This is a genomic window from Methylophaga frappieri (genome assembly GCF_000260965.1).
In the GTDB taxonomy this organism is placed as follows: Bacteria; Pseudomonadota; Gammaproteobacteria; order Nitrosococcales; family Methylophagaceae; genus Methylophaga; species Methylophaga frappieri.
The window spans coordinates 987,817-1,005,889 of sequence record NC_017856.1 but is presented as its reverse complement, the minus strand read 5'-3'; the positions used below and the strand labels follow the sequence as shown (position 1 = coordinate 1,005,889).

General features: G+C 61.0%; 18 protein-coding genes and 1 riboswitch. All 18 genes read right to left on the bottom strand.

The genetic code is table 11. The features are described from left to right. Positions 1–108 precede the first annotated feature (108 nt). The 18 genes from Q7C_RS04705 to Q7C_RS04615 all read right to left on the bottom strand — a co-directional run bounded on the left by Q7C_RS04705 (position 109) and on the right by Q7C_RS04615 (position 18,019). The gene (locus Q7C_RS04705; protein WP_014703563.1) at positions 109–768 is read right to left on the bottom strand and encodes an HAD family hydrolase; all 660 of its coding nucleotides are present in this window, start codon (positions 766–768) and stop codon (positions 109–111) included. Next, a complete protein-coding gene (pnuC, locus tag Q7C_RS04700) occupies positions 768–1,388 on the bottom strand; it encodes a nicotinamide riboside transporter PnuC (protein ID WP_014703562.1) in 621 nt (206 codons plus the stop codon). The genes Q7C_RS04705 and pnuC overlap by 1 nt, the downstream gene beginning before the upstream one ends. After that, a complete protein-coding gene (locus Q7C_RS04695) occupies positions 1,388–1,648 on the bottom strand; it encodes a YkoF family thiamine/hydroxymethylpyrimidine-binding protein (protein WP_014703561.1) in 261 nt (86 codons plus the stop codon). The genes pnuC and Q7C_RS04695 overlap by 1 nt, the downstream gene beginning before the upstream one ends. 10 nt (positions 1,649–1,658) lie before the next feature. Continuing rightward, on the bottom strand, positions 1,659–3,725 hold the full coding sequence (locus Q7C_RS04690; protein ID WP_014703560.1) for a TonB-dependent receptor: 2,067 nt from the start codon (positions 3,723–3,725) through the stop codon (positions 1,659–1,661). 63 nt (positions 3,726–3,788) lie between these two features. Next, a riboswitch (TPP riboswitch) is annotated at positions 3,789–3,894 on the bottom strand. Positions 3,895–4,578: 684 nt separating this feature from the next. Further along, complete coding sequence (locus tag Q7C_RS04680; protein WP_014703559.1) at positions 4,579–4,800, bottom strand: DUF2274 domain-containing protein; 222 nt, start codon at positions 4,798–4,800, stop codon at positions 4,579–4,581. Beyond that, positions 4,797–6,074 (bottom strand): TraB/TrbI/VirB10 family type IV secretion system protein, encoded by a 1,278-nt coding sequence (locus Q7C_RS04675; protein WP_014703558.1) that lies wholly within the window; start codon positions 6,072–6,074, stop codon positions 4,797–4,799. The genes Q7C_RS04680 and Q7C_RS04675 overlap by 4 nt, the downstream gene beginning before the upstream one ends. 2 nt (positions 6,075–6,076) lie before the next feature. Further along, on the bottom strand, positions 6,077–7,081 hold the full coding sequence (gene trbG, locus Q7C_RS04670; protein ID WP_014703557.1) for a P-type conjugative transfer protein TrbG: 1,005 nt from the start codon (positions 7,079–7,081) through the stop codon (positions 6,077–6,079). Continuing rightward, on the bottom strand, positions 7,078–7,782 hold the full coding sequence (gene trbF, locus Q7C_RS04665) for a conjugal transfer protein TrbF (RefSeq protein ID WP_014703556.1): 705 nt from the start codon (positions 7,780–7,782) through the stop codon (positions 7,078–7,080). Before trbF ends, trbG begins: the two co-directional genes overlap by 4 nt. A gap of 17 nt (positions 7,783–7,799) precedes the next feature. Further along, positions 7,800–9,179: a P-type conjugative transfer protein TrbL gene (gene trbL / locus Q7C_RS04660; protein WP_014703555.1), complete on the bottom strand. Its 1,380-nt coding sequence runs from the start codon at positions 9,177–9,179 to the stop codon at positions 7,800–7,802. A gap of 12 nt (positions 9,180–9,191) precedes the next feature. After that, a complete protein-coding gene (trbJ, locus tag Q7C_RS04655; protein WP_014703554.1) occupies positions 9,192–9,935 on the bottom strand; it encodes a P-type conjugative transfer protein TrbJ in 744 nt (247 codons plus the stop codon). Then, complete coding sequence (trbE, locus tag Q7C_RS04650) at positions 9,932–12,364, bottom strand: conjugal transfer protein TrbE (protein WP_014703553.1); 2,433 nt, start codon at positions 12,362–12,364, stop codon at positions 9,932–9,934. The genes trbJ and trbE overlap by 4 nt, the downstream gene beginning before the upstream one ends. A 10-nt stretch (positions 12,365–12,374) precedes the next feature. Next, entirely contained in the window at positions 12,375–12,647 is a 273-nt protein-coding gene (locus Q7C_RS04645; protein WP_004883097.1) for a VirB3 family type IV secretion system protein, read from the bottom strand. Beyond that, complete coding sequence (locus Q7C_RS04640) at positions 12,644–13,030, bottom strand: TrbC/VirB2 family type IV secretion system protein (protein ID WP_022995779.1); 387 nt, start codon at positions 13,028–13,030, stop codon at positions 12,644–12,646. The genes Q7C_RS04645 and Q7C_RS04640 overlap by 4 nt, the downstream gene beginning before the upstream one ends. Continuing rightward, positions 13,027–14,094: a P-type conjugative transfer ATPase TrbB gene (gene trbB / locus Q7C_RS04635; RefSeq protein WP_014703552.1), complete on the bottom strand. Its 1,068-nt coding sequence runs from the start codon at positions 14,092–14,094 to the stop codon at positions 13,027–13,029. The genes Q7C_RS04640 and trbB overlap by 4 nt, the downstream gene beginning before the upstream one ends. Next, positions 14,091–14,567 (bottom strand): ribbon-helix-helix protein, CopG family, encoded by a 477-nt coding sequence (locus Q7C_RS04630; RefSeq protein ID WP_014703551.1) that lies wholly within the window; start codon positions 14,565–14,567, stop codon positions 14,091–14,093. The genes trbB and Q7C_RS04630 overlap by 4 nt, the downstream gene beginning before the upstream one ends. Beyond that, a complete protein-coding gene (locus Q7C_RS04625) occupies positions 14,564–16,579 on the bottom strand; it encodes a conjugal transfer protein TraG (RefSeq protein ID WP_014703550.1) in 2,016 nt (671 codons plus the stop codon). Before Q7C_RS04625 ends, Q7C_RS04630 begins: the two co-directional genes overlap by 4 nt. Before the next feature lie 235 nt (positions 16,580–16,814). Further along, a complete protein-coding gene (gene trbK, locus Q7C_RS04620) occupies positions 16,815–17,078 on the bottom strand; it encodes an entry exclusion lipoprotein TrbK (RefSeq protein ID WP_014703549.1) in 264 nt (87 codons plus the stop codon). After that, positions 17,075–18,019, bottom strand: coding sequence for a LysR family transcriptional regulator (locus Q7C_RS04615; RefSeq protein ID WP_041366910.1), 945 nt, complete (start codon positions 18,017–18,019; stop codon positions 17,075–17,077). Before Q7C_RS04615 ends, trbK begins: the two co-directional genes overlap by 4 nt. Positions 18,020–18,073: the final 54 nt, after the last annotated feature.

Here is an 18,073-nt window from a genome sequence, read left to right as displayed (position 1 = left end):
TTTATCAGGACTCTTATTCCCTGTAAGTAAATAATAAACCTAAAACACGACACTTTGGCTGTCTAATTGAAACAGGCTATTCAGGCCTTTTATACACTACAATTCACTTTAAAATAAATTCTGTAGTGTTCGCAGCGGCAGCTCGGTCAAGCTCTCCAGCTTTAATACGGCAAGATCATATTTGGGTAAATGGAAATTGGCTTTTGAAGGGACGACGATGGTTTTGATGCCTGCGCTCATGGCGGCGGTCATGCCGGTAATAGAGTCTTCAAAGGCGAGGGAATGTTCGGGTTTGGCATTGAGGCGGGTGAGTGCCAACTGATAAATCGCTGGGTGGGGTTTGCCTTGTTCGACGTCTTCATCGGCAACATAGCAGTCAAAAAAATCGGTAATCGCCAGCCGATTTAAAACGACGGGCACTAATCTGCTTGGCGCGTTGGTGGCGAGGCCGATTTTTAGTTTTTCAGTCTGCAGTTTTTCTAATAAGTCATGCACACCGGGCAGGGCGATGCCTTGGCTTGCAGTGAGCATGGCGACTTCATCAATTACGTCGTTTTCGACTTTTTCCATGTCTTTTGGTGACAGCGAGATACCGGCATGATTTAGCCAGAAGATAGTAGCTTCACGGGTGGTCATGCCCATAGTTTTGGCGGAGAGGTCGTCGGTGATATTGACACCGACGGAAGTGAAAACGCGTTTTTCGGCTTGTTTCCAGAAAGGTTCTGAGTCAATCAGTAACCCATCCATATCAAAAATAACGGCTTGCATCAGGAGGTGGCTAGGGTCGTTTGTTGTCGGTACAGTTTAAGCCAGTTAATTAAGCCAAGTGTCGCCAGAATCGTATAAAGCCCGAATAAGGCGGCGGTGGCGATAAAGCCGGTTTGGAGATAAAGCCACAGCGCAGAAAAGTCGATGATGACCCAGTACAGCCAGTTTTGCAGGACTTTTCTGGCCATGAGCCAGGTGTTCATGACAGAAAAAACGGTTACACCAGCGTCTAAAAATGGCGCTTGAGAGGCTTGGTTGGTTTGTAAATAATGGCCTAACAACCAGGTCAGCAGCGTGCCAACGGCAATAAACAGCAGATTATAAGACCAGCCCCAGAGGTGGATCGGCAAATCCGACTCGGCTTGTTTATGACGCCGCCAGAGGATAAATCCGTAGATTGCCATGCCCATGTAGTAGAAGTGCAAAAACGCCTGCATCGGCAACTGGCCTTCCCAAAATAGAAAGGTGTAGATCAGGGTGCTGATAAATGCCATTGGCCAGCACCACTGCGATTCCCGGGCAGCAAAAACGATATAAAAAACGCCCAGCGATGCTGCCAGCACTTCCCAAGGGGGAAGTGCCAGCAAAGCAGAGATAACGGCGTTAAATAGCGATTCCACTATTTATCTACAACATCGGCGCGGTCTGTACCCACTAGTTTGAGAACAAATGCGCTGTGCGGTAACTCGGCAAAAACAGCTTCGATTTCGGCATCCAAGGCACTCATGACCTCTTTGTAATCACCAAAAATCTGGGTGCTCAAGCTGTTGCGTTTGACGATCAATTTATCATTGGCTTCCAGCTTGTTGATAAATGCCAGAATCGGCTCTACATAGCCTTCGGTTAAGGGATACAGGCTGATATCAACAGATATACGCATGGTCACACTCCTAGTAGTCGTAAGATACGGTCAGGCCAACAACGCGTGGATCGCCCAGTTGTTTGTAGGCTTTGTCCGCATAGCCAATACGTGGATCATTACCGAAGAAGAAGCCACGGGTGTAGTAATCCTTATCAAACAGGTTACGACCCCACAATGTGACGCGCCAGTTTTGATGCTGATATTCGAGGCTGGCATTGGTAATCGCGTAGGAGCCTGATTTGGCGTTGTGGCTATTGGAGAAATAAAACTCATCCTTGCCTTCGACATTGGCACGCAGCGTCCAGTTTTGATTCAGGTAAATCTCACCACCCAAGGTAAATTGATAAGCAGGGGCGTGGGCTTGACGGCGACCTTCGATATCAAAGCCTTCAGCTTGCAGTTCAGGATTATCATACTCATCAAAGGTGGCGCGTAATAAACCCACGGCAGCAAATAAACGTAATTTGTCATTAACCAGCCAGTCGGCATCAAATTCAATACCCACATTGGTACCGCGTGCGGCATTATCGAGCGAGTCGAGGAATTCACCACCGGGCAGGGCAATCGAGCTTTTTACCTGTGCATCACGACGCCAGGCATAGAAAGCGGTCAGGTTGGTGACCAAATCGCCATCCAGCCAGGATGATTTCAAGCCGGCTTCCAGATTCCACATGTACTCGGTATCAAATTCACGTTTGCTGAGTGGCAGGGCATCGTTGTTGTTCACACCGCCAGATTTATAGCCGCGAGATAAGGAGGTAAAGGCCATGTGATCGGCATTCAGCTGATAATTCAGCCCCAGTTTGCCACCAAACAGCGTTTCGCTCGGGTCCAGATCCAGCCCGTTGGAATCTTCATAGTCGGCAGAAAAACGTTCAACTCGCAGACCAGAAATCAATGTCAGTTTAGAGGTCAGGTAAGTATCCAGCTGCCCAAAAACGGCGGTGTTTTCAGTTTCATATTCATTTTGCAAGTTGCCAAAATCAGAAACCAGATCCAGATCTTCGTCCTGAGACAGGTGATAAAAACCCAAGACCCAGTCCGTGCTGCCGCCAAAGATTCGGCCTGCTTCATCAGAAATCAAACGTGATTCAAACGAGACATTTTCACGCTCACGCATGAAATTTTCTGTAGCAATATATTCATCAGGGTGAATACCGGCAAAACCCCAGTCCGCATCGTAGCTGTAAGTAATATCGGATTTACTGTAGGTGAGGGCAGATTGCATCGACACGGCATTATTAATTTGCCAGTCGGATTTTAATGCCAGTGCATTGGTACGTTGTTTATCTTCACCTGGCTGGTCCGACAGGGTTGAACGGCTATTATCAAAGCTAAAGGCGTCGTAGCCGTTATCAATGTTCAGGTGTAACAGGTTCAGATCGACGGTTAAGTCATCACTGACCAAAAATTTCAGATGACCACGGGCAGTGATTTCATCCCGATCTTGAGTGTTATCACGACCTAAAAAGTCATTATCCATATAGCCATCGGATTGGTGTGTATGGACAGCGATTCGGCCTAACAGGGCATCTTTGACGATTGGGCCGCCCACGGCAATGCCGATTTCGCGGGTATCGTAGTCAGCCAAAGTCGATTCAAAATTCATATCAAATTCGTTGGTGGCCTGCTTACTTTGCAGGTTGACAACACCGGCCAGCGCATTGGTGCCATAGCGTGTGCCTTGTGGGCCACGCAAGACTTCAACTTGTTCGATATCAAATAAGGTGGCAGCCCCACCGGTACGGCTAAAATCAATCCCATCAATGATGAGACCGACAGACGGATTCAACGGTGCCGAAAATTGGCTGCGTTCACCGATACCTCGAATCTGAAAATACTGACCACGTGAGGCACCGCTGGAGATGTTCACGTTTGGCGCCAGGTTCAACACGTCTTCAATATGTTGCGCACCACGCGATTCAATAATCGTGTCATCGAAAGTGGTCAAACTGACGGGAATATCCTGCGCAGCGGCAGGACGAAAGTCAGCGCTGACGACCATGCTGGGGAGGTCTTCTGGGCCGACTTCAGCAGAGGCGGTGCCGGAGAATAAGATGCTGGCAATAGTGATTGAAAGCAGCGTGGGTTTCATAGCTATCCTTTTAAAAAATCAAAAAGGACAGGTGGGATCACATTATTAGCGTGTTATCGCAATGAGAGGTGTTGCCGCCTGTCCCTACGCCGGTATTAACCGGATCAGGTTCATCGGGTCTACACCAATTGGTGAATCTCAGGCCTTGCGACCACCCCGAGGCTTAAATTTATCTGGCACGTAATATACAGAAATTTTGCCATTCTGCCTATTATTTCAATGTTTTGGCAATAAAAAATGGCTGGTGTCAAGCTCATTCTGAAAATCACCAAGAAGCTAAAAGCTTAAACGAGACAGGGGGTTAGCTCTATTTCGCATTGCTTTTCAGGGCGACCGAAGTGTAGGCTAGGAGCCACATGGGAGCGTCGGGGTAGTGGGCCAAGTCGTACTGCATCGGGGACGGTTGCCAGCAGACGGCAGACTTTTTTGCTGAATATCGCCCAGTAGGACGCCATCCCTCTAGAATGAAGAACGCGCAGCGTTGAGCTGCGCGTTCTTTCAGGTCAACAGTGGGCCGAAGCCCAAGATGTCAACAGGAAGAAGCATTGGATCGAGCACAGATGTACTGTGCACCTCCAGCGCCAACGAAGACCGACAGTGCCACAGCCCAACTTGCCACGAAACTAAGTTTGAAGTTTGTTTTCTTCATAGTTACCTCCTTGGTTTGTTGTGCGTTGGTTACGGGACGGTGCTTGTTGTTAGTGGGAATCTCACCCAGCATTCGGACGGTTCTCTCGGTCTTCTGAATCTGTTGATACGTCAGGCTGATAGAACTATCGGTCTTCTCGCTCCAATGCTTCCTCTTGGTCATAGATGCGTTCAGTTTATCGTGAATGCTCGGTGTTGGGCTACCTTATGGCTTGATTCCTTTCTTGAATCCCCGATCTCCTGCCATGAATGCCTCCAGCATGTGCGGGATCAGGGTCACGGCATCGACCGCCTCGCCATACGCCTGCGCGTGCAACGCGGCGTAGCGGTCGAGGTTTGCTTTCAGGCCTGCCGGGCAAGTGAAGGTCAGTTTGACGTTTTCGGTCTTGGGCAGCGGCCCGAGCCGCAGCTTTTTGGTTGTGCTCATCGAGAAGTCCCCTTATTGAAGAACAGCGGCTGGTACGGGCGAAGTACCAAATCCCGGCCGATCACGATACGCACCGGCATTCCAGGCCGGATCGTCAGCGTGGGCTGGATGTTGAGGTTGCGCCGGGTCACTTCCTGGCCGACCTGGTTCACAGTGTCCTGCAAGCTGTCGCGCCCGGCGATGATGACGCGGTCACCATCCTGGCGGTTCTCGGGTGCAGCCAGTTCGGCTCCCACGCCCAGCAGCGTGGTCATGATGGCACCTGCAAAGATCCGATCCCAATGCCAGTCCACATCGTCTTCCAGACCGGCATAGCCTGCTGGATCAGTACCGACCAAATTGTCGAGCGTGAGTGAAGACGTATCGGGCAGGATGATGCGGTTCCACACCACCTGCACGCGGCTCTGCCCATAGCTGACCTGGCTGTTGTACTTGCCCAGGATGCGCGACCCCTGCGGGATCAGCAGGAACTTGCCAGTGGCCGTGTCATAGATCGGTTCCGTCACCGTGGCGATCACGTCGCCCGGCAGGTCGGACTTGATGCCCGTGACCAGTGCCCCGGCAATGACCGTTCCGGCCATCACCTGATACGGCGAGGTGGGCATTTGCAGATTGCCGGAATTACGGGTTTCTGTAGAACCGCCAGCCAGGAATGCCGCTTTCTGGTCTTGCCGGTTCTGCACGGCAGTCGGATCGGCAGGTTGTGCCGCCGTCGAGGCCGGGCCACCGGCCAGCGGATCGAAAGCAGCATCGGCGGCAAAACCCGGTGCGGCAGCGACTTGTGACTGCGCCACGGGCGCAGCCTGCGGGGAGCCGGTGCGGAAGAATACCGACGAAGCTGCAGCCGCTTCTTCCTCCTTGCGCAGCGCATCGTTGGGGTCGTAGCCGGGCGCGGCATAGGTAGCGGCGACCGGCTGTTGCGAATTGACGATGGCTGGCCCCAGATCACCCGGCAGCGGTGGCCCCAGCTCCGGCACATCTGGCGGCAGCGCTGGCAGCTTTGAGTAATCCGTCGGCAGTGCATCCAGCCCTTCCGACTTGGACACGCGATCCACGTTGTACAGCTCGGTGGATTCGCCTGCGCCGCGTTGCTGCGGTTGCAGCGACCAGATCAGTGCGCCCATCACGCCGACCGACAAGCCACCAGCGAGGATGGCCAGCGTGCGCCGGTTCAAGCGCGTAACCGGGCGCGGGTGGGCGCGTAGCGCCACCGCCTCGGGAGCCACCTTGTCCGCCTGCGGCGTGGCAAGGTCGGGAATGTCGTCCTGGCTCATGCTCAGTTCCTCCCGGCGACGCCATCCGTGCGCTCGATGCGCACTACGTCGCCCTTGTCGGCTCCCAGACGCAGTTCGGCAGCACCGAACAGGCGATCCACGATGTAGTACGGCGAGCGGAAGCGATAATTCACCAGTTGCCCGTCGCCCTGCGCGCCGATGACAAACAGCGGGGGCAGCTCGCCCTGGGCGATGCCTGCCGGGAACTGGATATAGACCTTCTCACCGTCATCGAAGGCGCGCAGCGGTTTCCACGGCGGATTGCTGCCGCTGACCGCATAGCGAAACCGGATGCTCTCCAAAGACAGGCCCACATCGACCGGCGCGGCGGCGCTGGCCGCCTGCGCCTGGCGCTGCAAGGCCAGCATCCGATCCTTCGGGTAGTCCCAGGACACTGAGGCCATCCACGCCTTGTCGGTCGAAGTCAGTTCCAGCAGATAGGTGCGGCGGCTGGTGGTGATGACCAGATTGGTTTTCAGGCCAGAGCGGATAGGCTTCACCAATACATTGACGCGCAGATCGGCCCCGCTGCCGCTGGAGGTGTCGCCCACGATCCAGCGCACTGTGTCACCCGCAGCGACCGTCACCAGTTCCTCACCGGGTTGGAGCGCGATCACCGTCACGCGGCCCACGGACGCATAGACCTGGTACAGCGCGCCATCGGTGAAAGGCCAGACCTGGATCGCATTGACGTAGCCCTCACGGGTCGGCGCGATCCGTGCTTCAGCATTGGCACGCGAGACGCGCACCTTCTCGTCGGCAGGCTCCGGCGTGGTCGGGGCCGCATCAACGTCCGGCAGCGGCTTCAACTGTGCGGGCAATGCCAACGGCTCGGGCACTGCCACCACTTCGATGGGCTTGGGCGGCTCGGGCAGTGGCTGGGCCTGCACCGGCTCATCGAGCGAGATCACCGGCGGCGGTTTGCCCTGCGTGGCGCAGCCCGCAAACAGAACAGTCGATGCCAGCAGGATCACCGGCAATGCGGTTTTACGGATACGTGCATTCATGGCTTCACTCCTTCAGAAGAATCCAGTTCACGGCTCCACGACAGGCCATTGACGTAGATGCCTAGCGGGTTGCGGCGCAGACGCTCTTCGGTGCGCGGGGTCTGCTGCACGATGGACACCACCGCCGTCCATCTCTCCAGGCCAGCAGCCGCGCCATTGACGTAGCGGCGTTCCGTCCAGCGCACGTTGAACGATGCATCGCTGGCGCGAACCACACTGGTGATCTGCACCGTCACCGATTCCTTGCCGATGCGGGCGAACGGGTCATTCACCCGCGCATAGTCGTTGAGCACCGCCGCGCCCCGGTCGGTGGTGTAGTCGTAGGCATCGAGCCAGTTCTGGCGCACGACAATGGGGTCGATGGACAGCGAGCGCACCAGCGTCACGAAACGCGCGATGTGGTGCGCCGTCTGCGCATCGGTGGGCCGGTACGGCGTGGCCGCTTCACCCACAGTGCGCACCTGGCCGGACTGATCGACCTCGATGACATAGGGCGTGACGATGGATTGGGCCGAGCGCCACACCAGGCCACCGGCCATCACCAGCGCGAGCACCAGGCAGCCAAAGGCCATCAGCCGCCAGTTCTTCGCCTGCACGCGGGCCGAGCCGATGCGCTCGTCCCACACCTGGGCTGCGGCTTGATACGGGGTGGCAGGCTGCGGCGTATCGGCATAGCGCACCTGCGGTCGTTTGAATCGCATGGAGTTCTCCTTGAAAATCAGCTATCGGAATCCCGCAGGCTTGGGCCTTGGCCCGAACCACCACCGTCGCCACCGCGCAGCGTGTGCGCGGCAGTCGTAGTGGCCTGGGTGAGTTGTTGTCGGCGATGCAGGCGCTTGGCCCAGCCGGGTTGTTCTTGCTTCTGAGAGTTGGCTTCGTCAGAGGCGGCTTGCCCGGAAGCTGCAGCGCTACTACCTGAGCCGCCATCTGTGCTAGAGCCTTGCCAGCCTGCCTTGAAAGGTGCAGTCGTCTTCGCTGCCGCTGACTTGATGCCTGCACTGGCGCGTTGTCCAGCCGCTTGCGCACCACTCTTGGCAACATTGCCCAATCCCGCCATCGCGCCTTTGGCACCGCCGCCCGCAGCAGCGGAACCGGCTTGAAATGCCGACTTGGCGCTGCCAGCCGCTGAGGTGGCGGCCCGCGCACCAGCGCCTGCGAGCTTGGCAGCAGCCGGTGCCATCCTTGCCCCGGCCATCACGGCACCTCCTACCCCTGTGGCGGCAGCCCCCACGGCAACCGCCGCTCCTGCTGCGCCAATGGCCGCACCGGCCATGGCGCCAGCCCCCAACTGCGGCGCACCGGATACCAGCCCGGTAGCAATACCCGGCCCGAAGATCCCCAGCGCCAGTAGCGTCAGCGCGGCCAGCATGATGACCAGCGCATGGTCAATGGAGGGTTCGGCCGGATGCACCTGGAACTGAGCAAACAGGCCAGAGCCAATGCCGACGATCACCGCCAGCACCAGCACCTTGATGCCCGACGACACCACATTGCCCAGCACCTTTTCGGCCAGAAAGCTGGTCTTGTTCCACAGCGCGAACGGCACCAGCACGAAGCCCGCGAGCGTGGTCAGCTTGAATTCGATCAGGGTGATAAAAAGCTGGATCGCCAGCACGAAGAAACACAGGATCACCATCGCCCAGGCCAGGAACATGACCACGATGGGCGTCATGTTCACGAACACTTCGGGGAAGCCCGCCATGTCGCTGATCTGGTCAAGAAGCGGCGCAGCCGCGTCAATGCCTGTTTTGGCCAATCGGCCCGGCTGAAGGAAGTTCTCCATCGTCAGGGTCGAGCCGGATGCGGTCAGACCCAGTCCGGCAAAGGAGCGGAACACGATGCCGGCCAGCCAGTTGAAGTTGTTGAGGATGTAGGCGAAGGCACCGACGTAGAGCACCTTGCGCAGCAGCTTGGCGATCACGTCCTCGCCCTGGCCAGTGGCGTGGCTCATCGCCCAGTACAGCCCGGCAATCGTCATGTCGATGACGATCAGCGTGGCGGTCAGGAACGCCACTTCGCCCTGCAACAGTCCAAAGCCCGAGTCGATGTAGCGCGAGAAGGTATCGAGGAAGCGATCAATGACCGTCACGTTGTTCATGGCAGCCCCTCGTCAGTTCCCGTAGAAATTCACGCGCTCGGGCGTGTACGGCGTGCCGCTGCTCAGAAAGCGCCGGGTCACTTCGCGCCCGCGTTCCACCGCCGCCGCCTGCCGCGCCAGCTCCAGCGAGGCCGCCCGGTCTTGCGTGATCTGGAGCTGCTGGGCCTGGATGGACTGCTTGGCCTGCAAGGCGAGAAGCTGGTTCGTTGCCTGCATGGCTTGCAGTGCGCCGGTGGCCGATTGGCTTTGGCTCACGAGGTCGGCCAGTGCGCTTTCGTCTTGGGCCAGGTTCTGCGACACCTGCGCCTGCATCCGCATCGCGGTGTGCAGGCCGTTCAGCGTGTTTTTCCAGCGCTCCTGCGCATCGCGCAGCATCTGGTCGCCGCTGATGGTGGCGGCGTACTGCTCCGGGTACAGGCGCGAGAACGTGGCATCCATGTTCTGCACATCAAAAGCCAGCCCTTGCGCCTCGGCGATCAGGCGTTCGGTGGTGGCGAGCGTCGAGCGCAGCCGGTTGACGATGTTGAAGTCCAGCTTCGCCAGATTGCGCGCCTGGTTCATCAGCATCTGTGCTTCGTTTTGAAGCTGGTTGATCTGGTTGTTGATCTGCTCCAGGGTGCGAACGGCAGTCAGTGTGTTCTGCACGAAGTTGGACGGGTCGAACACCGTCAGCGCAGACGCAGGCTGAACGGACAACAGTGACACCGACAGCACTGCGGCGAGCGAGACGGACAGCAAACGGGGTTGGGTTTTCATGGTGAAACCTCCGGTAGTTGAAAAGCGGGGGAAGAAGGCAGCAGATCGGCAGCCCAATTGAGGCCGCGATGGCGCAGCCACGCACCGGCGAAGCCGGGAGCGCCGTCCTGCGTCAGCACGCAGTCGATGTCGCGTTGGTCTTGCGGTGTGGATGCGCCCGCGAAGGCGAGCGCGGCTGGTCCCAGGTCGAGGTCGAACAGTCGATTGCCGAGGCTCGACTGGTAGTAGTAATCACGCTTGGGCTGCGCGGTAGCGACGATTTCGATTTGCCGCGAGTTCAGCCCGAAGCCTTCGTAGATCGTGCGAATCTGCGGCTCGGTCGCCTGCGGGTTAGGGAGAAAAATCCGACTGGCGCAGCTTTCGATCACCGCCGGGGCAATGCTCGAATCCTTGATGTCGGCCAGCGATTGCGTGGCGAAAATGACGCTGACGTTCTTCTTGCGCAGCGTCTTGAGCCATTGCCGGATGCGGGCGGCGAACGACGGTTCATCGAGGAACAGCCAGGCTTCATCGAGGATCAGCAGCGTGGGCGCACCGTCGAAACGCGCATCGAAGCGGGCGAACAGGTAGCGCAGCACCGCCTGCACGGCGGCGGGGCTGTGCATCAGTTCTTCCATCTCGAAGCCCTGCACGTCGCCGCTGCCGAGCCGATCGCGGTCGGCATCCAGCAGCTTGCCGTGCGCGCCGCCGAGCACATAGGGCGACAGGGCCTGGCGCAGCGCGTTCGATTGCAGCAGCACCGAAAGGCCGGTCATGGTGCGCTGTTCCACCGGCGCACCGGCCAGACTGCCGAGCGCCGACCAGATGGCCGCCTTCTCATCCGGGCCGACGGTCACGCCTTCGTGCAGCAGGCGGCCTTCCACCCATTCGGCGGCCCAGGTGCGATAACCCACGCGGTCGATCCGTGCCAGTGGCTGAAAGGCAATGCCGCCATCCGCGCCGAGGTCGTAGTGTTCACCGCCCAGGCCCAGCACCGTCGCCCGCATGGATCGTCCCATGTCGAAGGCGAAGATGCGCGAACCGAAGTAGCGACGGAACTGCAAGGCCAGCATCGCCAGCAAAACGGACTTGCCCATGCCGGTCGGGCCAGCGACCAGCGTGTGCCCCACGTCGCCGATGTGCGTCACCAGCCGGAACGGCGTCGCGCCATCGGTGCGCGTGACGATCAGCGGCGGGCCGTCGAGGTGAGCATTTTTCTCCGGCCCGGCCCACACGGCGGATACCGGCATCATGTGCGCCAGGTTCAGCGTCGATACGATGGGCTGGCGCACGTTGGCATAGGCGTTGCCCGGTATGGACGACAGCCACGCATCGACTGCATTCAAGGTTTCGGGGATGGTCACGAAGCCCCGACCCTGGATGACGCGCTCCACCATGCGCAGCTTTTCGTCGGCCGCAGCGGCATCGGTGTCCATCACGGTGACGGTGGCCGTCAGGTAGCCGAAGGCCACTTGATCGCTGCCCAGCTCCTGCAAGGCGGCGTCCGCGTCGGCCGCCTTGTTGCTGGCATCCGTGTCCACCAGAGGCGATTCCTGCTGGAAGATGGTTTCGCGCAGCAGCGCAATGACGTTCTTCCGTTTCGCAAACCATTGGCGACGCAGGCGGCCCAGCTCCTTTTCCGCCTCGGCTTTGTCGAGGCAGAGAAACCGGGTACTCCAGCGATAGGCAAAGCCCAGGCGGTTGAGGTCGTCCAGCAGGCCCGGCCAGGTCGAAGTCGGGAATCCCCGCACCGACACCACGCGCAGATGCTGGTCGCCCAGCATGGGCGCGAGGCCACCGACCAAGGCGGAGTCGGCCAGCAGCGCGTCGAGGTGGAATGGCACCTCGGGCACGCCAATGCGATAGCGTCGCGTCGAAACCGTGGCGTGCAGGTAGGTCAGTGTCTGCGCGTCATCGAGCCAGCCGATTTCGGGCATCACGCCATCGAGCAGGTCGAACACGCGATTGGTTTCCGCCACGAAGGCGTCGAGCCGGCCGCGCCAGTCCACGCCCTCGCCCGGCGCGTGCTCGTAGAGCAGCTTGGCCGCGCGGGCGCGGGATTCCTCCGGCGGCAGATAGGTCAGCGTCAGGTGATAGGTGCTCTCGAAGTGGTTGCCCGATTCCTCGAAGGCGGCGCGGCGCTCCTCGTCCACCAGCCACGACAGCGGTTCGGGGAAGTCGGAATGCGGATAGTCCGCCGCTGGCCGGCGCTCGGCTTCCACGAACAGCGCCCAGCCCGAACCCAGCCGGCGCAGTGCGTTGTTCAGCCGCGCCGTGGTGGCGATCAGCTCGCCTTGCGTGGCGCTGTCGAGGTCGGGGCCACGGAAACGGGCTGTGCGCTGAAAGCTGCCGTCCTTGTTCAAGACGACACCTGGCGCGACCAGGCCAGCCCAAGGCAGCCAGTCGGCGAGCAGCGCGGGCCGCTGGCGGTATTCGGCAAGGTTCAGCATGGCATCCCCCTCACACGTCCAGCAGCGGCTTGTGCTTGATGTGCCGGGCGAAGACCTGCATGAACTGCGGATCCACGCGCGCGCCCCACACGGCCAGCGAATGGCCGACGATCCAGAGCACGACACCGGGAATCCAGAGTTGAAGGCCCAGCCCGACGGCGGCGGCCAGCGTGCCGTTGGCAATCGCCACGGTACGCGGCGCGCCGCCCATCAAAAGCGGCTCGGTCAGCGAGCGATGCAGCGGCACCTCGAAGCCGGCCGCGAAGCTATCCGGCCCGCTCATACGACCGCCCCGCCGGAGAAGCTGAAGAACGACAGGAAGAAGCTCGAAGCCGCGAACGCGATAGACAGGCCGAACACGATCTGGATCAGCTTGCGGAATCCGCCCGACGTGTCACCGAAGGCGAGCGCCAAGCCAGTGGCGATGATGATGATGACCGCGACGATGCGCGCCACCGGCCCCTGGATCGACTCCAGAATGGATTGCAGCGGGCCTTCCCACGGCATCGAGGAACCGGCGGCCTGCGCCGTTCCGGCCAGGAACAGCAGCAGCGCGGCCAGCAGCAGTCCTTGCCCCGCCGGGCGGGCCAGGCTGCGCAGCCGCGCGAGGCTGGACAGGTGGGAAAGCGGATTTACGGAAAGACGGAAAGCATGGGCGTGCGTCATGGCAGTTCTCCAGGTTGGTCAAGGGACGGGGAAGGCGCAGCGGCATCGGCTGCGAGAGGAACCGGCGTCAGCTCGGGAAACGGCGTTTCCAGCGCGTCCGCCAGGCGGTAGCCCGCGCCATCGAAGCCAACGACACGGGCGATGCTCTCGACGCGGCGCTTGCGGCCGCGTCCGGCGATGTGGATCACCACGTTGACCGCCTCGGCGATCAGCGCACGCGGCGGGTTCACCGCCACTTCGAGAATCAGTTGCTCCATGCGCAGCAGCGCGCCCAGCGCGGAGCCGGCATGGATCGTGGCGATGCCGCCGGGGTGGCCCGTGCCCCACACCTTCACCAAGTCCAGGGCTTCGCCGCCGCGCACTTCGCCGACGATCACGCGGTCGGGGCGCAGGCGCATCGTGGCGCGCACCAGCTCGGTCATGGACACGACGCCCGCGCGTGTCCGCAACGGCACATGGTCACGGGCTGCACATTGCAGCTCGATGGTGTCTTCGAGCACCAGCACGCGGTCGCCCGTGGCGGCGATCTCGGCCAGCAGCGCGTTCGCCAGCGTGGTCTTGCCGCTGCTCGTCGCCCCGGCGATTAGGATGTTCTGGCGCTCGCGCACGGCGCAGCGCAGGAAGTCCGCTTGGCCTGTGGTCAGGATGCCATCGGCGACGTAGCGATCCAGGCCGATGATGCTCACGGCGCGCTTGCGCAGCGCGAAGGCCGGGCCAGGCGCAGCCGGTGGCAAGATGCCCTCGAACCGCTCGCCGGTTTCGGGCAGCTCGGCGGTCAGCAACGGTCGGCCGCGATGCACTTCCGCGCCGACGTGCGCGGCCACCAGTCGGATGATGCGTTCGCCATCGTCTTCGGACAGTTCCACGCCCAGCGGCGTGCGGCCCGACGACAGCCGATCCACCCATAGGGTGCGGTCGGGGTTGAGCATGATTTCCACCACGTCAGGGTCGGCCAGCGCGGCGGCGATGACCGGCCCCATTGCCGTGCGCAGCATCTGGATACGGCGATCCAGCGAAGCCGCAGCGGATGAGCGTTCGGGCGGGGTTTGCGGAACGGCGCTCATGAGGCACGCTCCGCAGTACGTTCTTGGGCTTCAGCCAGCGCCGCCGCGTCATCCATTCGCACCGGGTCGGGGTGTAGTTCCTCCACTACGTCGCGCACCAGGCTGCGGCCGCGCAGCAGGTGGCGGCCAAGCTGTTCCACGAACTGCTCGAAGCGCGCCTTGCCCTGCGCACGGGCCGCGTCCTGATGGGCTTCGGGAATCGGCGTGCTGACGGTCAGGAAGTAGCGGATGAACAGCGCCAGCGTTTCGATTTCGACGTTCTGGTCGCGTTCCAGGCGCTCGGCCTGCCGCGACAGGCGATCAAGGCGCTTGGCAATCGCCGCCTCGCGCTGGTCGCCGGCATCCGGCGACAGCCAGGACGCCAAGGCGGCGGCCACGATGCTGGACTTCGAGACGCCTTTCTTGGCGGCCAGTTCGTCTAGGCGCTTGGCATGTTCGGGCTGGATGAACAGGTTGAGGCGGTACTGGCTCATAGGTCGATTCCGTCGTTGGGATTCAGCGATGCGAGCCGGGCCGTGCGCTGCATGGCCGGGTCGAGCTGGCCGGGGAGAGAGGCAAGACCTGGCAGCGGCAGGTCGTCGTCGTCATCGAGCAGCGCCAGGTCGTTGCCGGCGGGCTGCGGTTCGGGGCTGTATTCCACGACTTCGGATAGCTCCGGCTGGCGGCGCGGGCCGCCGTCATCGGCGGTGCCTGCTCCATCGCTGGACAAGCTCGCAGCCGGGGCCGCTGGTTCAGCGGGGATCGCCAGGCCGCTCCAGTCGTCGGGCCGGGCCGGTGGTGCGTCGGCGTACTGCCCGGCCGCGAGCGCGGGCGGCGGCAAAACGCGGTTCTTGAAATTCGCGTCGGCGTAGTAGCGCAGCTTCTTGGCCTTGATCGGTGCCACGCTGGACACCATCACCACGGCTTCGTCGGTCGGAAGCTGCATCACTTCGCCCGGCGTCAGCAGCGGCCGTGCCGTCTCCTGCCGCGACACCATCAGGTGCCCCAGCCAAGGGGCCAATCTGTGCCCGGCATAGTTGCGCTGGGCGCGCAGTTCGGTGGCGGTGCCCAAGGTTTCGGAAATGCGTTTGGCGGTGCGTTCGTCGTTGGTGGCGAACGTCACGCGGACATGGCAGTTATCCAGAATCGAATGGTTCTGGCCGTAGGCTTTGTCGATCTGGTTGAGCGACTGTGCGATGAGAAAGCTGCGGATGCCGTAGCCGGCCATGAAGGCGAGCGCCGTCTCGAAGAAGTCCAGGCGGCCCAGCGCCGGGAACTCGTCGAGCATCAGCAGCAGCTTGTGGCGGCGCTCGATGCCGTCGCTGCCGTCGAGCGATTCGGTGAGCCGCCGGCCGATCTGGTTGAGGATCAGCCGGATCAGTGGTTTGGTGCGCGATATGTCCGAGGGCGGCACTACCAGATAGAGGGACACCGGATGCTCGGATGCGATCAGGTCGGCGATGCGCCAGTCGCAGCGCGAAGTCACTTCCGCCACGGTGGGGTCGCGGTACAGGCCGAGGAACGACATGGCGGTGCTCAACACGCCCGAGCGTTCGTTGTCCGACTTGTTCAGCACTTCGCGCGCAGCGGACGCGACAACCGGGTGCGGTGCATCGCCCAGGTGCTTCGTCGTCATCATCCTGTGCAAGGTCAGCTCGAACGGGCTGGCCGGATCGGAAAGGAAGTTGGCGACGCCGCGCAGGGTCTTGTCCTCGCCCGCGTACAGCACATGCAAGATGGCCCCTACCAGCAGCGCGTGCGAAGTCTTCTCCCAGTGGTTGCGCTTCTCCAGCGCACCTTCGGGATCGACCAGAATGTCCGCGATGTTCTGCACGTCGCGCACCTCATGCGCGCCGCGCCGGACTTCCAGCAGCGGGTTGTAGGCTGCCGACTTCGAATCGGTTGGGTTGAACAGCAGGCAGTGGCTGAACCGGCTGCGCCAGCCTGCGGTGATCTGCCAGTTCTCGCCCTTGATGTCATGGATGACGGCCGAAGCCGGCCAGGACAACAATGTCGGGACAACCAAGCCGACACCCTTGCCCGAGCGAGTGGGAGCGAAAGTCAGGACGTGTTCCGGGCCTTCATGGCGCAGGTAGTGGCCATCATGCTGGCCGAGAAAGACACCAGCGGCCTGTGTCAGCCCAGCCTTGCGAATGTCGGCAGCATCGGCCCAGCGCGCCGAACCGTAGGTCGTCACCTTGCGTGCCTGGCGCGAGCGCCACACCGACATGGCGATGGCAACCACCACTGCCAGCAGGCCGCTGCCCGCCGCGATCATGCCGCCAGTGTCGAACACCTGCGGGGCGTAGGCGTCGAAGAAGAACCACCACTCGAACAGCCGCCAGGGGTGATAGACCGGCGTGCCGAAGAAGTCGAACCACGGCGAGCCAAGGCGTAGCTGGTAACCCAATGCGGCGGCTGTCCATTGCGTGGCACCCCACACGCCGGCGATCACGATTCCGAACACGACGGCGATCTGCCCGAACAACACGCCTTGACCTTGCATAGACTGGCCTCCAATTTCCCTGCACTGATTCCTCGGTCGAGAACGGCACAAGGACGTGCCGCATGACGTGAGGATCAGTGCCGGGTCGGTGCCGGTCAAAGACCGTTATCGGGAGAAAGGTCGAGTAATTGGAAAGAATTGGGTCTGCATCGCGCCAATGAGAAACGCCGCAAGCGAAGGCGCATTGCGGCGTGTCGAGCGAAAAACTTAAGGGTTCGTGGCGAATCGCCTGCGATCAGAACTTGGGCGGATTCTCCGGCGGCGTGTAGGGCGTATTGCCGCCGCCATAGAACCGCTTGCGCGTGGCTTCGGCCACCCGGTTGCACAGCTCGTCGCCCAGTGTGGCGCGATCCGTTTTGCACTGCTGGCGCAGTTCCTTGAGACGCACGGGATTGGACGCCAGTTCTTCAACGCTCGGCACGTCTTTCTTCTCTGGCGCATCCTTCGGGCCGCAGCCTGTCAGCACCGCAGCCAATAAGAGCGCAATGGCTTTCTTCATGGTTCGGGTTCCTCCAGGGAATCGTGGTCGTCATTCGGCGTTGGATTGTTGGCCTCGGGTGAGTCGATAGCCTGCACGCGCTCCATAAAGCGGGCCAGCGTTCCCGATGGCTCGGTGTTCAAGCGCAGTAGATAGGTCGTGAGTAGCGGCGAGCGGCCCGTAAGTGGCCGCGCAACCACGCCCTGTTCGCGGCTGGCCGCGATGTGCGCGGCACCGGTCAAGCCGAGGGCGAAGCCGGCCGACACCAGCACCATCATCAGGTCGCAGGTCGCCACTCGTTCGGCCACCAGCGGTTCCATGTCCGCACGGCGCAGCACGCGATCCACCTGTCTCGCATGGCCCTCACACGCAACCGGGTCGCACAGCACCAGCGGATAGCGCAGCACTTCTTCCAGCGGGATGCGCTTGTGGGCCAGCAAGGGATGGCGCGCGGGAACAGCCACCATCAGCGGATCGTTCCAGACAGGCAAGGCAACTATGCCATCGCCGGCTTCATCGGAACGGGCAAAGCCCACGTCATACAGATCATCGTGCAGCCCTTTGATCTGCTGCGACAGCGGCACTTCGGTCAGGCGGATTTCGACTTCGGGTTCCTCCTGGCGGCATAGCGCCAACAGAGCCGGCAGGCGCGACGGCGTGATGCCATCCGACAAGGCCACGCGCAATTGCCCATCAAAACCTTGAGCGGCCGCACGGACACTATCGCGCGCCTGCTGCAACGCCGCGAACACGCGGCGTACGTGCTCCAGGAACAATGCACCAGCCCGGGTTAAGCGCGTGCTGCGCGTGGTGCGTGCAAACAGCACCACGCCCAGTTCTTCCTCCAGTTCCTTGATGGCACGCGACAGCGGCGATTGCTCGATGTGCAGTCGCTCGGCCGCACGAGCGAAGTGGAGTTCTTCAGCCACGGCCAGGAAGTAGCGAAGGTGTCGTAGCTCCATGCTTGCTTCACTACACCAAGACCATGAACTGCCAATGTAGCGACGCGATATGGC